The 14,494-nt window shown below is 59.8% G+C and carries 16 protein-coding genes; 7 read left to right on the forward strand and 9 right to left on the reverse strand.

The window, feature by feature from the left end; translation table 11 throughout:
* Nucleotides 1-159: 159 nt before the first annotated feature.
* The 4 genes from ACP7A2_RS11285 (at nt 160) to ACP7A2_RS11300 (ending at nt 2,555) form a co-directional block, all read left to right on the forward strand.
* Nucleotides 160-414, forward strand: a complete 255-nt coding sequence (locus ACP7A2_RS11285) for a hypothetical protein (protein WP_426134259.1) — start codon at nt 160-162, stop codon at nt 412-414.
* 168 nt (nt 415-582) lie between these two features.
* On the forward strand, nt 583-1,131 hold the full coding sequence (locus tag ACP7A2_RS11290) for a cytochrome b (protein WP_426134260.1): 549 nt from the start codon (nt 583-585) through the stop codon (nt 1,129-1,131).
* 162 nt (nt 1,132-1,293) lie between these two features.
* Complete coding sequence (locus ACP7A2_RS11295; protein WP_426134296.1) at nt 1,294-1,791, forward strand: RNA polymerase sigma factor; 498 nt, start codon at nt 1,294-1,296, stop codon at nt 1,789-1,791.
* Nucleotides 1,788-2,555 (forward strand): anti-sigma factor family protein, encoded by a 768-nt coding sequence (locus tag ACP7A2_RS11300; RefSeq protein ID WP_426134261.1) that lies wholly within the window; start codon nt 1,788-1,790, stop codon nt 2,553-2,555. Before ACP7A2_RS11295 ends, ACP7A2_RS11300 begins: the two co-directional genes overlap by 4 nt.
* A gap of 60 nt (nt 2,556-2,615) precedes the next feature.
* Here the strand turns inward: ACP7A2_RS11300 and ACP7A2_RS11305 are convergent, their stop codons facing one another.
* Entirely contained in the window at nt 2,616-3,557 is a 942-nt protein-coding gene (locus tag ACP7A2_RS11305; protein WP_426134262.1) for a LysR family transcriptional regulator, read from the reverse strand.
* Nucleotides 3,558-3,714: 157 nt separating this feature from the next.
* Here ACP7A2_RS11305 and ACP7A2_RS11310 point away from each other — a divergent pair, with 157 nt between their 5' ends.
* The 3 genes from ACP7A2_RS11310 to ACP7A2_RS11320 all read left to right on the forward strand — a co-directional run bounded on the left by ACP7A2_RS11310 (nt 3,715) and on the right by ACP7A2_RS11320 (nt 7,395).
* Nucleotides 3,715-5,034, forward strand: a complete 1,320-nt coding sequence (locus ACP7A2_RS11310; protein WP_426134263.1) for an MFS transporter — start codon at nt 3,715-3,717, stop codon at nt 5,032-5,034.
* Complete coding sequence (locus ACP7A2_RS11315) at nt 5,034-6,263, forward strand: Zn-dependent hydrolase (protein WP_426134264.1); 1,230 nt, start codon at nt 5,034-5,036, stop codon at nt 6,261-6,263. Before ACP7A2_RS11310 ends, ACP7A2_RS11315 begins: the two co-directional genes overlap by 1 nt.
* Before the next feature lie 85 nt (nt 6,264-6,348).
* Nucleotides 6,349-7,395 (forward strand): histone deacetylase family protein, encoded by a 1,047-nt coding sequence (locus tag ACP7A2_RS11320; RefSeq protein WP_426134265.1) that lies wholly within the window; start codon nt 6,349-6,351, stop codon nt 7,393-7,395.
* Between the two features lie 175 nt (nt 7,396-7,570).
* Here the strand turns inward: ACP7A2_RS11320 and ACP7A2_RS11325 are convergent, their stop codons facing one another.
* From ACP7A2_RS11325 to ACP7A2_RS11360, 8 genes are all read right to left on the reverse strand, one after another.
* Entirely contained in the window at nt 7,571-7,942 is a 372-nt protein-coding gene (locus ACP7A2_RS11325) for a helix-turn-helix domain-containing protein (RefSeq protein WP_426134266.1), read from the reverse strand.
* A gap of 3 nt (nt 7,943-7,945) precedes the next feature.
* Nucleotides 7,946-8,248 (reverse strand): type II toxin-antitoxin system HigB family toxin, encoded by a 303-nt coding sequence (locus ACP7A2_RS11330; RefSeq protein WP_426134267.1) that lies wholly within the window; start codon nt 8,246-8,248, stop codon nt 7,946-7,948.
* Between the two features lie 421 nt (nt 8,249-8,669).
* A complete protein-coding gene (locus tag ACP7A2_RS11335) occupies nt 8,670-10,637 on the reverse strand; it encodes a response regulator (protein WP_426134268.1) in 1,968 nt (655 codons plus the stop codon).
* Nucleotides 10,627-11,490: a sensor histidine kinase gene (locus ACP7A2_RS11340; protein WP_426134269.1), complete on the reverse strand. Its 864-nt coding sequence runs from the start codon at nt 11,488-11,490 to the stop codon at nt 10,627-10,629. The genes ACP7A2_RS11335 and ACP7A2_RS11340 overlap by 11 nt, the downstream gene beginning before the upstream one ends.
* Nucleotides 11,483-12,490 (reverse strand): ATP-binding protein, encoded by a 1,008-nt coding sequence (locus ACP7A2_RS11345; RefSeq protein WP_426134270.1) that lies wholly within the window; start codon nt 12,488-12,490, stop codon nt 11,483-11,485. The genes ACP7A2_RS11340 and ACP7A2_RS11345 overlap by 8 nt, the downstream gene beginning before the upstream one ends.
* The gene (locus ACP7A2_RS11350) at nt 12,481-12,885 is read right to left on the reverse strand and encodes an anti-sigma regulatory factor (protein ID WP_348054963.1); all 405 of its coding nucleotides are present in this window, start codon (nt 12,883-12,885) and stop codon (nt 12,481-12,483) included. The genes ACP7A2_RS11345 and ACP7A2_RS11350 overlap by 10 nt, the downstream gene beginning before the upstream one ends.
* Nucleotides 12,882-13,244: an STAS domain-containing protein gene (locus ACP7A2_RS11355; RefSeq protein WP_426134271.1), complete on the reverse strand. Its 363-nt coding sequence runs from the start codon at nt 13,242-13,244 to the stop codon at nt 12,882-12,884. The genes ACP7A2_RS11350 and ACP7A2_RS11355 overlap by 4 nt, the downstream gene beginning before the upstream one ends.
* Before the next feature lie 2 nt (nt 13,245-13,246).
* Nucleotides 13,247-14,098: an STAS domain-containing protein gene (locus ACP7A2_RS11360; protein WP_426134272.1), complete on the reverse strand. Its 852-nt coding sequence runs from the start codon at nt 14,096-14,098 to the stop codon at nt 13,247-13,249.
* Nucleotides 14,099-14,494 lie beyond the last annotated feature (396 nt).

Genomic DNA, 14,494 nt, shown 5'->3' on the forward strand with positions numbered 1-14,494 from the left:
ACGAGGACTACATCATGCATTCTTCTTTCGTACTTATGTTTGCGATGTCGGCTATAGTGAGTTTATTGCGGTGATTTATCTAACGCACTATCTTTTGGTTGCGAGTTAAATCGCTTAAATCCGTAGGTATAAATCTTTAAACCGCAAAGGAAGTGCCCGATGAGTACGAACACGAAACAAACATCCGACAAGATGGCCACCTTGGCAGGTGAAACGCTCAGCAATCCAACTGCATCGGCCATTGCCAAAAGCCTTGCCGCTTCAGCCTTGGCCCAGAGCGGCACCGATAAACAAACCGGTGCAGAGATGGAGGAAAAAGCCGGGAAAGCACTTCAGAGCGACAAATACAGTGACGGGACAAAATCCTTGGCTGCTTCAGTGCTGTCCCAATCCAACAAAGAGCGCGGGGACTGAATTACCCACCTCGCCATTGCATTAAAAGCCCCGCAGCAAAGCCAGCTACGGGGCTTTTCGTTTACCTGCGTTCGGTGTATGCCAGATCAGCGGCATAAATAATTGGCGCCTCAGCGAATAACTTCACGCGTTGTGGTGTTCACCTTACAGACCCTCCAGGAAACGCCCATGAACACCACCGTCGCCCGCTACGACCGCCTGACCCGCACCTTCCACTGGCTGACCGCCGCCGTGGTGATCTTTATGTTCGCCAGCGCGCACATCTGGGACTACCTGGAGAAGGGCACGCCACTGCGCAAGGGCTTGCAATCGGTGCATATCTCCCTTGGCATTGCACTGGCGGTGCTGATCGCGGCGCGAATTATCTGGCGCCTGTCCGGGGGCACTCGCATAAAGGCCGACAGTCACCCCACACTTAACCTGCTGGCAAAAATGGCGCATGGTCTCTTGTACCTGTTGCTGCTGGCGCAAATCGTGTTGGGCTTTCTGTTTCGCTGGGCTCAAGGCGAGCCGTTCAGCTTTTTCGGGCTGTTCCCCATCCCGGCGCCCTTTGTGATTGATCACGAGTGGCGCGGCACCCTCGGCGGTCTGCATAACAATGTGGCGTGGGCGATCATCCTGCTGGCGGGGCTGCACGCGGTGGCTGCGTTGTGGCATCACTCTGTGAAGGGCGACAACACCCTGCGCCGTATGCTGCCCGGCGCGCTTGAAAAATGAATATTGCTGCTGTACTCCCCATTCGTTACGGAGCATGCCCACGATGAAGAACCGCGAGGAACACCCGATTACCTGCCCCACAGCCGCTGCACCGCAGGCTTAAACCCATGAGTGAAAGGGCAGGGTGCAGCCATCACCAGAGAGGCTGAGTTTCGTCGCGAGTTGGGCCTGTTGTTGCCGCGTTTATGGCGATATGGGTTGGTGTTGTCGCGACAAAAGCACGTGGCCGAAGACCTCGTGCAAGCCACCTGCGTGCGGGCGCTGGAGCGTGCGGGGCAGTTTGCCGCGGGCACGCGGCTGGATCGCTGGTTGCTGGCGATCATGCACTCGATCTGGCTCAACGAGCTGCGCTCCCAGCGCGTGCGTCAGGGGCAGGGCTTTGTCGATGCGGAGCAGGAACTGTCGTTTGACGGGGAAAGCCACGCGCAGGACCACGTGTTGGCCGCACAGGTGATCAAGCGCGTGAACGGGCTGCCGGAAGCGCAGCGGGAGACAGTTTTTCTGGCGTACGTGGAAGGTCTTTCATACAAGGAAATTGCCAAGGTGCTGCACATTCCGGTGGGAACAGTGATGAGTCGTCTGGCGGCTGCACGCCTGAAGCTGGCAGAAACGGCGCCCTCGAAAGCCCAGCCTGAAAAATCCAGCGGAGAACGTCGATGACTCATGCTCATGCACCGACGGACGAACTGCTGGTGGCCTACCTGGACGGTGAGTTGGAGCCCGAACAGCACAGGCTTATCGCCGACCAGATTCAAACCGACCCAGACCTGGCCGCGCGCCTGGAGGCATTGCACTGCGCTGATATGCCGTTCAAGGCAGCGTTTGACTCGGTGCTCAATCAAGCCCCCAACGAACGTCTGCAGGCGATGCTCAAGACATTGCCGTCCGCACCAACAGCCACGTTTAGCCGACGTCGGTTTTTGGCCGTCGCCGCGAGCTTCACGGTGGCCGGCGTGGTGGCCGACCGCCTGTTCATGAACTGGCCCCACGCGGAGTCCGGCCAGGGCTGGCGCGCGTCAGTCGCTGAGTACATGGCCTTGTACACGCCGCAAACCCTGGAACACCTCAGCAGCGATCCGGCCTCTCACCGCGCTCAACTCAACGCCGTAGGTGCGCAATTGGGTTTGCCGTTATCCCCTGAGTCCGTAAGCCTGCCCGGCGCCGAATTTCGGCGTGCACAGATTCTCGACTATGACAGCGTATTGATCGGCCAACTGACCTACCTTGACCCGCGCCACGGCCCCTTGGCGCTGTGCATCACGGCCAGCAAAAAAGGTGCGCAACCGGTCGCAACCGAGCAACGCCGTGGGATGAATGTGGTGTATTGGTCCAACCCATCCCATGGGTTCATGCTGATCGGCAGAAACCCTTTTGAGGATTTGCAGATCATGGCCAGCAGCGTCGAGAAGACACTGGTGAGTTGAAGAGTGGTTGGTGTTCCTACGCCAGCAAGAGGGCGTCAGGTGCCTTGCAAAGCACGCCCTTTATCGATCGGCCAACCGCCCCGAAAGACGCTCGATAAACACCGTCTCCGCCCGACTCATCTTCTGCTCCCGATTCCACAGCAGGTGTATATCCACATCCGCAATGCCTTCATCCGGCGGCAGCCGCCACAGCAATCCGTTTTTCACATCCTCGGCCACCACATGGATCGGCAAGCACCCCAGGCCAAACCCTGCAATCACCAAACGGCGCACCTCTTCCAGGCTCGAAGACGACGCCACGATTCGCCCGCTGAACCCTTGCTGGTCGCGGAAAATCGTCAAGGGCGAGAGCATTCCGCCAATCTGGTCGCTGGTGAAGCTCACAAAATTTTCCGACTGCAAATCCCCCTCGGCCAAGCCGCTGCGCCCGAACAGGGGGTGGTGTCGCCCGCAAAAAAATGCGTAGCGCTGGCGCAGGAACAGGTGCTGCTCCAGACGCGGTTGGGGCCGGCGATTGAGGCTCAGGCCCAGGGTCGCGGTTTTTTCCAGCAGGGCGGCGACGATGTCTGAGCTGCGCATCACCTCGACGTCCAGGTCTACTCGGGGATGCTCGCGGTGAAACCTGGCGAGAAAGTCGTCGAAGGTGTCCGAGTTGATGCGGCTGATCATCAGCAGTCGTACCTTACCGATCACCTCGTCGCCGGGTTTTTGCAGGGCATTGCTCATCTGCGACACCTGGCCGTACATCTCGCCGGCAATGGCAAAGATCTGCTCGCCGGCCTCGGTCAGCACAAAGCGCGGGCCTCGGCGCACGATGAGTTGGCAGTCGAGTTGGTCTTCCAAACGCTTGAGCGCCTGGCTGATGGCCGGTTGCGTCAAGTGCAGGCGGGCGGCGGCGCGGCTGATGCTCAGTTCCTGGCCGATTACGCGAAAGGTGCGCAGCAGGTTCCAGTCCAGGCGGTCGTTGAGCAGTGGGTGAATATCGCGACGAGTCTCAGGCATGGCACCGCCTAATCATAAGCAGGATTTATAATTGGAATAATAAATAGAAAATTGACTAATCATAGCCCCGCGACGATTAATCTCCCTCAACAAGCGCCATCAGAGCGCCCCGGTTTGAACTTCTCCTGCCAAAAAAATAACCAAAGGAGCCAGCCCCATGAAGCCTTCCGCTTCGCCGCAGCCGCGCCGTGCTGCGGCCGCCGCCTTTATCGGCACCATGATCGAGTGGTACGACTTTTACATCTACGCCACCGCCGCCGCACTGGTGTTTGGCCAACTATTTTTCCCCTCCGAAGACAAACTGTTCAGCACCATGGCCGCGTTCGGTACCTTCGCCGTGGGCTTCTTTGCGCGGCCGCTGGGCGGCGTTGTGTTCGGGCATGTTGGTGACCGCATCGGGCGCAAGAAATCATTGGTGATTACTCTGGTGATGATGGGCGTGGTCACGGTGTGTATCGGCCTGTTGCCGACCTACGCACAGATCGGAGTCGCGGCGCCGGTGATGTTAATTCTGTTGCGCGTGGTGCAGGGCATTGCCGTCGGCGGCGAGTGGGGCGGAGCCGTGTTGATGGCTGGCGAGCATGCGCCGAAGGGCCGTCGCAACTTCTTTGCTTCCTTCGCGCAACTGGGCAGCCCGGCGGGGTTGATCCTGTCGCTGCTTGCGTTTGGCGCGGTCACCCGTTTGCCGGAAGACGACCTGCTGAGTTGGGGCTGGCGTGTGCCGTTCCTCGCCAGTGCATTGCTGTTGATTGTGGGTTTGGCGATTCGTCTGGGCGTGAACGAGTCGCCTGAATTTCTTGAAGACAAAGCCCTCGCGCAAAAGGCGCGGGCGATCAAGAAGGATCAGGCCCCGGTCATCGAGGTGCTGAAAACCGCCTGGCGCCCTCTGTTGTTGTGCATCGGCGCCAACACCCTTGGCATCGCCGGTGTGTATTTCACCAACACCTTCATGATTGCCTATACCACGCAGCAACTGAACCTGCCGCGCTCGCTGATTCTGGAGTGCTTGTTTTTCGTCGCCATCATCCAGTTCTGCGTGCAGCCGCTGGCCGCCTGGGTGGCCGAGAAGGTCGGTGCCACGCGTTTTCTCTGCGCCATGACCGTGCTGGCGATGGCCTCGCCTTACCCGATGTTTATGCTCGTCAGCAGCGGCCAGGCGCCGCTGATCATTCTAGGCATCGGCTTGGCGGTGGTCTGCATGGCCTCGTTTTATGCGGTGATCGCAGGCTTTGTCAGCGGCCTGTTCGAGACCCGCGTGCGCTACACCGCGATCTCCCTGGCGTATCAGGTGTGCGGCGCGCTGGCCGGTGGCTTGACGCCGTTGATTGGCACCTGGCTGGCCCACGAATACCAGGGGCAGTGGTGGCCGATGGCGGTGTTTTACAGCCTGATCGCGGCGGTTTCGCTGGTGTGTGTGCTGGCATTGTCACGCCGCCACGCCGCTGCTCACCGCGTTGAAATGATGGAGGTTGCGTGATGTTGAAAATCAATGGCGAGCGCCTGTGGGCGAGCCTGATGGCCATGGCCGAAGTCGGCGGGACCGCACGCGGTGGCAGTTGCCGCCTGGCCTTGAGTGCCGAAGACAAAGCCGGTCGTGAGCTGTTCAGCCACTGGTGTACCGCTGCCGGGCTGAGCCTTGGCGTGGATGCCATCGGCAACCTGTTCGCGCGTCGCGCTGGCACCGACACGGACGCCGCCCCGGTGATGATGGGTAGCCACCTCGACACCCAGCCCGAAGGCGGACGTTTCGATGGCGTCTACGGCGTATTGGCGGGCCTGGAAGTGCTGCGCAGCCTCGACGATCACGGCATCCAGACCCGCAAACCGCTGGAAATCGCGGTGTGGACGAATGAGGAGGGCGCCCGTTTCACCCCGGCCATGCTCGGCTCGGCGGTGTTCACCGGGGCCTTGGCGCTGGACGAGGCGCTGGCCACGGCGGATGTGGATGGCATCAGCGTGGCGCAAGCGCTGCGCACTATTGGCTACAGCGGTGAGCGCCCGTTGGGTGGCGCGGTAGATGCGTATTTCGAGGCGCATATCGAGCAAGGCCCGATCCTGGAGGACAACGCCAAGAGCATCGGCGTGGTTACCGGCGGCCAGGCGATTCGCTGGCTCGACGTGCGCGTCGAAGGCATGGCCGCGCATGCTGGCACCACGCCGATGCCGCTGCGTAAAGACGCACTGTACGGCGCCGCCACAATGATCCAGGCCTTGGAACACCTCGCGACGGATTTCGCCCCTGAAGGCCTGACCACCGTCGGCGAATTAAACATTGCCAAGTCCTCGCGCAATACGATTCCCGGCCTGCTGAATTTCACCGTCGACCTGCGTCATCACCGTGACGCCGACATCGACGCCATGGAGCAACACGTGCGCGCGCGGCTGCAAACCATCGCTGACAAACGTGGCCTGAGCGTCACCATCAGCCCGCACTGGATCAGCCCCGCCACCCCATTCGACGCAGACTGCGTGGCCTGTGTGCAAACGGCGGTGGACGCCTTGGGCTACAGCCAACAACCCATCGTCAGCGGTGCCGGCCACGACGCCATCCACCTGGCGCGTTATTGCCCGACCGCGATGATCTTCATTCCGTGCGTCGGCGGCCTCAGCCACAACGAAGCCGAAGACGTGCTGCCCGAAGACGTGCGTCAGGGCACCGATGTATTGCTCAACGCCGTGCTGCAACGCGCCGGCCAGGCTCACTGACACCTCATTTTCCAAGCCAGACCACATTCAAATGTGGGAGCAGGCAAGCTCTCCCACAGGTTCGGTGATCATCCAGGAGCACTTTATGCGTACTTATTTTCACCCCGAACAACTCCTGCACCATCCGCGCAACTACTACTCCCGTGGCCAGATGCGCACCCCACAGGAAGTCCCCGAGCGCGCGCGCAACCTGCTGTTGGCCGCGCAAACCCTGGGCTTTGATATTCAGCAACCGCAAGATTACGGCCTCGACCCGCTGCTCGCCGTGCACAGCGCGCTGTACCTGGCCTTCCTTCAAGAAGCGCACCAACGCTGGAAGGAAATCCCGGAAGACTGGGGCGACGAAGTCATGTCCAACCTCTTCGTGCGCGAGCCCAATGCCCTGCGCGGCATCCTCGCCCAGGCCGCGCGCTACCTGGCGGACGGCAGTTGCCCGGTGGGCGAACTCACCTGGCGCTCCGCCTACTGGTCAGCCCAAAGTGCCGTCGCCGCCGCCAGGGACATCCTCGCTGGCGCACCCGCCGCCTATGCCTTGTGCCGCCCACCAGGCCATCACGCTCGATACGACGCCGCCGGTGGTTTTTGCTACATCAACAACGCGGCCGTTGCGGCGCAAGCCCTGCGCGAAGGGTTCACGCGCGTGGCGGTGCTGGATACCGACATGCACCACGGCCAGGGTATTCAGGAGATTTTCTACGACCGCGACGACGTGCTGTATGTGTCGATCCATGGCGACCCCACCAACTTCTATCCCGGTGTTGCAGGCTTTGCCGACGAGCATGGAAGCGCCGCCGGTGAAGGCTTCAACCTCAACCTGCCAATGCCTCACGGCGCCAGTGAGGCGCTGTTTTTCGAAAAGCTCGACCTCGCCCTGGCGGCGGTGAAAGACTTCTCGGCGCAGGTGCTGGTGGTGTCCCTGGGTTTCGATATCTACGAGCTGGACCCGCAAAGCAAAGTCGCAGTCACCCGGGAAGGGTTTGCGCGGTTAGGGGCATGCATACGCGGGCTGGGCTTGCCGTGCGTGATTGTGCAGGAGGGTGGTTATCACCTGGAAACACTGGACAGTAATGCGCAGGCGTTTTTCGCAGCCCCTCTGGCGTGGGAACCCGCCAGGAAATTGATCGGCTCTTAAAGCCAGCCCTTTCAAGGTTTTTGGAAATCTGTCTGATAATATTTGGCCTCATCGGGCTGGTATCAGCCAGGAATGGCCGGTTTCCAAAGACCGCGAAAGGTCTGGCTCTTGAAGCCGAAAAGCCTGCTGAGCGCAATGTTCAGCAGGCTTTGAGTCAGGTACACAGGCATTGCCCTCAGGCATGCTTTACCGGTTTGATCAGACTCTGCGCCGGTATTCCAAACATCTCATGCAGTTTCCAGATCATCGGCAGGGTGAGCGCGCGCTTTCCATTGAGCACTTCATACACCCTATTTTGACGACCAATGGCCGGTACAAGGTCGGCCGCAGTAAGGCCGGATTGTTCCATCCTGAAACGAATGGCGTCGATTGGGTTGGGTAGGTCCACCGGGAAATGCTTCGTTTCATAGGCTTCGATCAACGTGATCATGACATCAAAGTAATCACCCTCTGACGTGCCAGGCTCTGGTTCGTTATCGAACAGCGGCGACACAGCCTTCAAGGCTTTTTTATAGTCCTGTTCGGTGTGGATAGGTCGGATGTTCATGGGTTACTCCGCTTCAACGGTATCGGCGTCAATGGTGTCGTACTGCCTGTGCGTACCGACGAACTTGATATAGACAGCGCCATAGCGATAGGCCACGGCGACCACGAGCCGGTAGTCATTTCCCTTGATGTTGAAGACGACCCGTCGGCTCTTGAGAATGCTCGCGTGACGGAACTGATCCTTAATCTGCGCCGGGGTGGACCAATCGGCAGTTTTTGCCTCGTCTATCCAGGCGAGCAGAGATTGCTCTGAGTCCGGGTGTTTCTGCCAAAAGATTTTGAGTTGGCTGATCGCGATAATTCTCATGCAAAGAGCCTAGTCCCGTAGTGGGACTTATGCAAGTGAGTGACTTGAATCTGCTCGTTTCCAGTCCTTGAAACGTGGCACTGAAAACGCTGCTGACACGAGAACGGGGTTGCAGCGATGACTGTTTTTTCCATGTCGGGCCTACTGAGAGGTGGCGCTGATAAGCTCTCAGTATTGTCGCTGGTGGGTATTACGCTGCTCAAGCTGCACAAATAACCGACTGATATTGATGACTTAATATTTATCAGGCAATGCAAGCCAACCGGTACGGCTGGCAACGCCAAGCAGGCCAAGCAGGCCAAGGACGGCCAGCGACGTTGCAGGGGGCGGTTTTGTTTTAGAGCGTGCGTCATCGGTCAGCGCCAGCAGTCATTCGGGTAGGGTGGAGCGCTGACAAACCTACCAAGCATGTCGCAGGATTTCAGCCTGTGACGGCGCCGCTGTCCCCTTTCGGCGTTACCTGTAAACGCCGCTCCAGGCCCTGTCGAATCTTCTCCAGCAGCTCGTCGATATGAAACGGCTTGGCGATCAGGTCCATCCCTTCGCCCAGGAAGCTCTGCCGGTTGGCGGCGTTTTCCGCGTAGCCGGTCATGAACAGAATCGGCAAGTCGCTGCGCAATGTCTGGGCTACATCTGCCAGTTCGCGGCCGGTCATGTACGGCAGGCCCACGTCAGTCAGCAACAGTTCGATGGACGGGTCGGCCTGCAAGATGCCAATGGCTTCATCACCGTCCGCCGCCAGGGTGCAGCGGTACCCGGCGTCTATCAGTACTTCTGAAATAAAGCTGCGCACCGATGGCATGTCTTCAACGATCAGCACGTGCTCGCCGCTGCTCACACCCGGTGCTGCCACGACCTTGGTCACCGGCGCGATGGCAGGCCCGGCAGCAGCGGGCAGCATGATGGTCACTTCGGTACCCTGGCGCGTGACGCTGCGGATCTGCGCATCACCGCCGGACTGGCGGGCAAACCCATAGATGGTTGACAGGCCCAGACCGGTTCCCTGGCCAACGGGTTTGGTGGTGAAGAACGGATCGAACACCTTGTCGATCACGCTGTGTTCGATACCCACACCGTTGTCGCGTACCGACAACGCGATGTACGGGCCGTTTTCCAGCTTGAGGTTGCCGTTGGAGTAAGCCGGGTAAGTCGTCACCCAGATAATGCCGCCTTGGGGCAGCGCGTCGCGGGCGTTGATCACCAGGTTGAGCACTGCGCTTTCCAGTTGAATCGGGTCCACCATCGCCACGGCCGTACCTGTGGTCAGCTCCAGTTTCAACGCGATGTGTTCGCCGATGGTGCGTACCAGCAGGTCTTCCAGCGAGCGGACGTGCGCATTGATGTCTACCGGCCGCGTATCCAGTGGCTGTTGCCGCGCGAAGGCGAGCAAACGGTTGGTCAGCGCGGCGGCGCTCAGCGCTGACGTGAGCGCAGCGTCGGCATAGTGGACGACCTTGTCGGTACGCTCGGCTTCGATGCGTTTTTTGATCAGTTCCAGGCTGGTGATGATGCCGGTCAGCAGGTTGTTGAAATCGTGGGCAATGCCGCCGGTGAGTTTGCCCAGGGCGTCCATCTTTTGCGCCTGCAGCAACTGCGCCTCGGTGCGCGCCAGTTGAGTGGTGGCGTTTGCCAGCTCAGCCTGTTGATGGCGTTCGCGATGGCGATGCTCGGTGACGTCCTCGACAAACACCAGGCTCAAATCCGTGCGGTTGTAAGGTGAGATCTGCCATTCGGTTTCGCGCAGCTGACCCTCGACGTTCATTTGCAGCGTGCCTTTCCAGCGCTCGCCCCCTGACAGCCCGAGGCACATCTCGGAGAGGACAGCTTGCTGATCGTCAGCAAAGCATTCCTGCAAGGCATCGGGGTTAAGGTTGTCGAGGATCAGTTGAGCAAAGGCGTGGTTGCATTCGTGGACCTTCAGTTGCGCATCCATCACGGCAATCGGCGCGCTGATGTTGAAGAAGATCTCGCGAAAGCGCGCCTCGCTCTCGCGCAGGGCGTATTCGGCGTCGCGTACCCGCAGCAAGGTGCGCAGGGTCGCCAGCAGCACATCCGGGTCCACCGGGTGAATCAGGTAGGCATCGGCTCCCGCGTCCAGGCCGGTAATAATGTCGCCGGTCTCGATGGACGCCGCCGACACATGCACCACCGGCAGCAACGCCGTGGCGGGATCGGCGCGCAGTTTACGCACGATATCGAAACCGCTCATGTCCGGCAGGTTGACGTCCAGAATCAGCGCATCGACTTTTCCCCGGGCAATCTGGTCCAGGCCATCCTGGCCAGTGCCGGCTTCGCTGACAACGAAACGATGGCGCTCCAGTCGGCGGCGCAATGCGTAGCGCGTGGCGGCGTTGTCGTCGACGATCAGCAGCTGGATATCACGATTCATCGACGTTCTCACTGGCAATAGACAGAGGAATGATCACGTAGAACATTGAGCCCACGCCCGGCGTACTTTCCAAACCAACCCGTCCACCGAGCAATTCGGCGAAGCGCTTGCACAATGACAGGCCCAGGCCGGTACCGCGCAAGCGTTTTTGCAGGGGAGAGTCGATCTGGGAAAAGTCTTCGAACAGGTTTTTATGCAGTTCCGGTGCGATACCCAGCCCGGTGTCGTGCACCGCGAAGCGTATTTCCTGCTCGCCGAACATGCTTGCCGAGACGCGAACCTCGCCTTGCAGCGTGAACTTCAGCGCATTCGAAATGAAGTTGCGCAGGATTTGCGCAAGCTTCTTGTCATCGGTGTACAGGCGCGGCAGGCCAGAGGGCTCTTCGAAAATCAGGTCCACGGAAGAACCATCAACGATGGGCCGGAACATCCCGCGCAGGGCCGAGAACAGGTCAAGCATGTCGAACCAGGCTGGCGAGATGTTGATGCGCCCGGCTTCGATTTTGGCCAGGTCCAACAAGTCATCGACCATTTCGCGCAGTTCGCGTGCCGAGCTGCGGATGAAGCCGACCTGGGTGTGCTGCTCGGGGCTCAGCGGGCCATCCAGCTCATCCACCAGCAGGCTGGTGATGCTCAGGATCGAGCCCAACGGCGTACGGAATTCATGGCTCATGTACGACAGGAAGCGACTTTTCAGGTCTGACGCCTGGCGCAGTTGGTCGGCCTGCATGTCCAATTCGGCATACAGCGCCAGCACGCCCTGGTTGGTCTCGTCCAGTTCAGCACGCAACGCGTCCGCTTCCTGGCGAAGTTGTTGGACTTCCTTGACGAGCGAGGCAGTGGATTCAGACATCAATAGCCTCCAGGGCGATCACGAATACGGTGACATCATCCCGGCCGCGACAAAAGTCACGGTGCAAAATGGCGGCGATCAGGGCCGGGTGACGATAGATGAGCCCGGGATAGTCCGACAGGTTCCAGCGTGACTGCAGGCCGTCGCTGTACAGAATCAGCAACTGATCGGCCACCTCATCGTAGTCGAAGGGTTGTGCCTTGCGAAACTGCACGCCGACGATGCCGGGGTGCGAGGCCAACCCTCGTGACTTGCCAGGGCTGATGAGGCTGCCGCCAATGTTTCCCACACCGGTAAAGCGCAGTCGGTCAGCGCCGGCGTCGTATTGGACGATGGCCATGGCTGCCCCGCGGGTGCCAGTCATGTTGATGTGCATATCGTTCATCAACACCTGGGCATCAAGAAACGCTTCTTTCGCGAACACTTCTTCACCGGCCCGGGCTGCACGTTCTGCATACTCACCATGGCCCAACCCGTCAGCCATCATCACGCTGAAGCGCCCCGGTTCGATCGCCAGGTGCCAGGCGTCGCCACAGTGCGGGTCGTTGTGCAGCGAGTGCTGACTGACGCCATAGCGAATGTCTTTCACCGCGCCTGAACGTGGTGTCAGCCTGGCCAGAATCGCCGTCCCACGTGAACCGGTGTAAGCATCGAACACCTGGGCTACGCGTGAAATTGCCCCGAGCCCTATGCCTTGGGTGCCGCCCGTGGAAAACCCGTCTACCAGGCCGCTGCTGATATCAAAACCTTGCCCACGGTCGACAGCTATCATCTCGACACCGCCATTGCCCGTGGCCCGCAGGTGCAGTTCGCCATGGTCGGCGTGTTTGAGAACATTGCTGGCAAGCTCGGTGGCAACCAACGCCACGCGCCCCGCGTCGGTTTCATCGAAACCCAGGTGCTCGGCCAAGTGTTGCGCCGTGCGCCGGGCGTGTCCGACCTGGCTGACGTCTTCAATCAACAACACGTGCGTCAACGCGCTGGGAATATTCAGGACCATCGTGTGATCGTCACGCGGGTACCCTGGCCTGGCACGGTGTCCAGTTCAAACTCATCCACCAGGCGCTTGGCGCCGGTCAACCCCAGGCCCAAACCGCCGCCGGAGGTCCAGCCGTCGGTCATCGCCAGCTTGAGGTCGGGGATGCCCGGCCCTTCATCGCGAAAGGTCAGGCGTATGCCGGCGCGGTGGTCTTTTTCGATCACCGCCCAGTCCATGTAGCCGCCGCCGCCATACACCACGGTGTTTCGGGCCAGTTCGCTGACGGCCGTGACCAGCTTGGTCAGGTCGATCAGCCGCATGCCGCATTCCTGCGCCAGTTTGCGCACCAATTGTCGAGCCAGCACAACGTCCTGTTCAATCAGCACGGGGTGCGTGCCGTTGCTGGCTTGGGTCATGAGTGTTCTACCCGGTCGCGTAACAGTTTCATGCCGCGCTCGACATTGAGCGCGGTGGCCACCCCGGGCAAGGTCATGCCCAGCTCCACCAGGGTGATGGCGACAGCCGGTTGCATGCCGACCAGTACGGTCTGGGCATCCATGATCCGCGACAGGCCGGAAATGGTGCCGATCATGCGACCGATAAACGAGTCGACCATGTCCAGCGCCGAAATATCGATAAGTACGCCACGCGCCGAAGTGCGGCTGATGCGTTCGGACAAGTCGTCCTGCAGGGTCAGCGCGAGCTGGTCATGCATGTCGACCTGGATGGTGACGAGCAAAAAATCGCCCATCTGCAGAATAGGAATGCGTTCCATGCTTAAACCGCCTTGGTGACAGTGACGCCCAGACGCTTGAGGGCCAACGCGAGAGCGTCGGCGAGATTCGCTTTGGTCACCACGCCTTGCAGGTCCAGGCCGAGGTGAACGATGGTCTGGGCGATTTGCGGACGCACGCCACTGATGATGCAGTCAGCGCCCATCAGGCGAATAGCCGTCACGGTTTTCAGCAGGTGTTGGGCCACCAGGGTGTCGACAGTCGGCACACCAGTGATGTCGATGATGGCAATTTCGGCGCCGGTGTCGACGATGCGTTGCAGCAGCGATTCCATCACCACCTGGGTGCGTTGTGAATCAAGGGTGCCGATCATCGGCAGGGCGAGTACGCCGTCCCACAGTTTCACCACTGGGGTGGAGAGTTCCAGCAGCTCTTCCTGTTGGCGCTTGATCACCGACTCGCGGGATTTCTGGAAGGTACGGATGGTGTGCATGCCCAGCGCGTCGAGCAACTCGGAGATTTCCCACAGTTGTTCGGCCAATTGCGTTGCGTCGTTGGCGTACTCGCGTTGCAGCAGAGCGAACAGCGGGCCTTTGAGGGCAAAAATAAAACTGGCGGTCTGTTGCGAGTCCTGGCCGGCCAGTGCACGGCTGTGGGACAGCTTCTCGAGGAATGTACGGGTTTCTGCCCAGTTTTCCTGACGGGTGTTTTGCGAGCCGTTGTTCTCAAGTGCACCGGTCAGCAGGCTGAGAAACTCGCCGGTCTGGCGTTTGACTTCATCGTCTTTGAGGTTACGCGTGGCGCCTGTAGCTTCCTGGCTGGCTACCCATTCGGAGAGCAGGGAAGTGCGATTGTTCAGCAGAGCCTGGATCGTAGTCGCTTGCAGAGTTGCCACGGATAACCTCCTTGAATGTCTTAGATAAACTGCGTGCAATTTATACTAAATCGAGCCGATTTGACGGGTTTTGAGGGTTTTTGTACCAAACCTTGTCAAAGATCGGGTCGGCGCCAGCCTGGCGTTCCGCGTTGGGGTAGACAAGGGCTGTTCACTCATCGTTCAGCGGTGCGACCAAACGAGCTCAGTCGCCCTCATTGTGTAAAAAAGCTGCGTAATTCTGGCCGCCATAAAACACTGATGTAGTCTTCAAGGGCATCGAGTTGAGCCAGCGCCTATCTCGCGCCAGCGTGGCTCAGCCAGACAGATAACCCGCTGATATGTATGACTTCATATTTGTAGCAGGGTTATTAACTCAAACCGACACCCGCGCGCATGGCGCACCACTGCCGCGCA

The sequence above is a fragment of the Pseudomonas sp. PWP3-1b2 genome (assembly GCF_049896045.1).
Classification (GTDB): domain Bacteria; phylum Pseudomonadota; class Gammaproteobacteria; order Pseudomonadales; family Pseudomonadaceae; genus Aquipseudomonas; species Aquipseudomonas antarctica_B.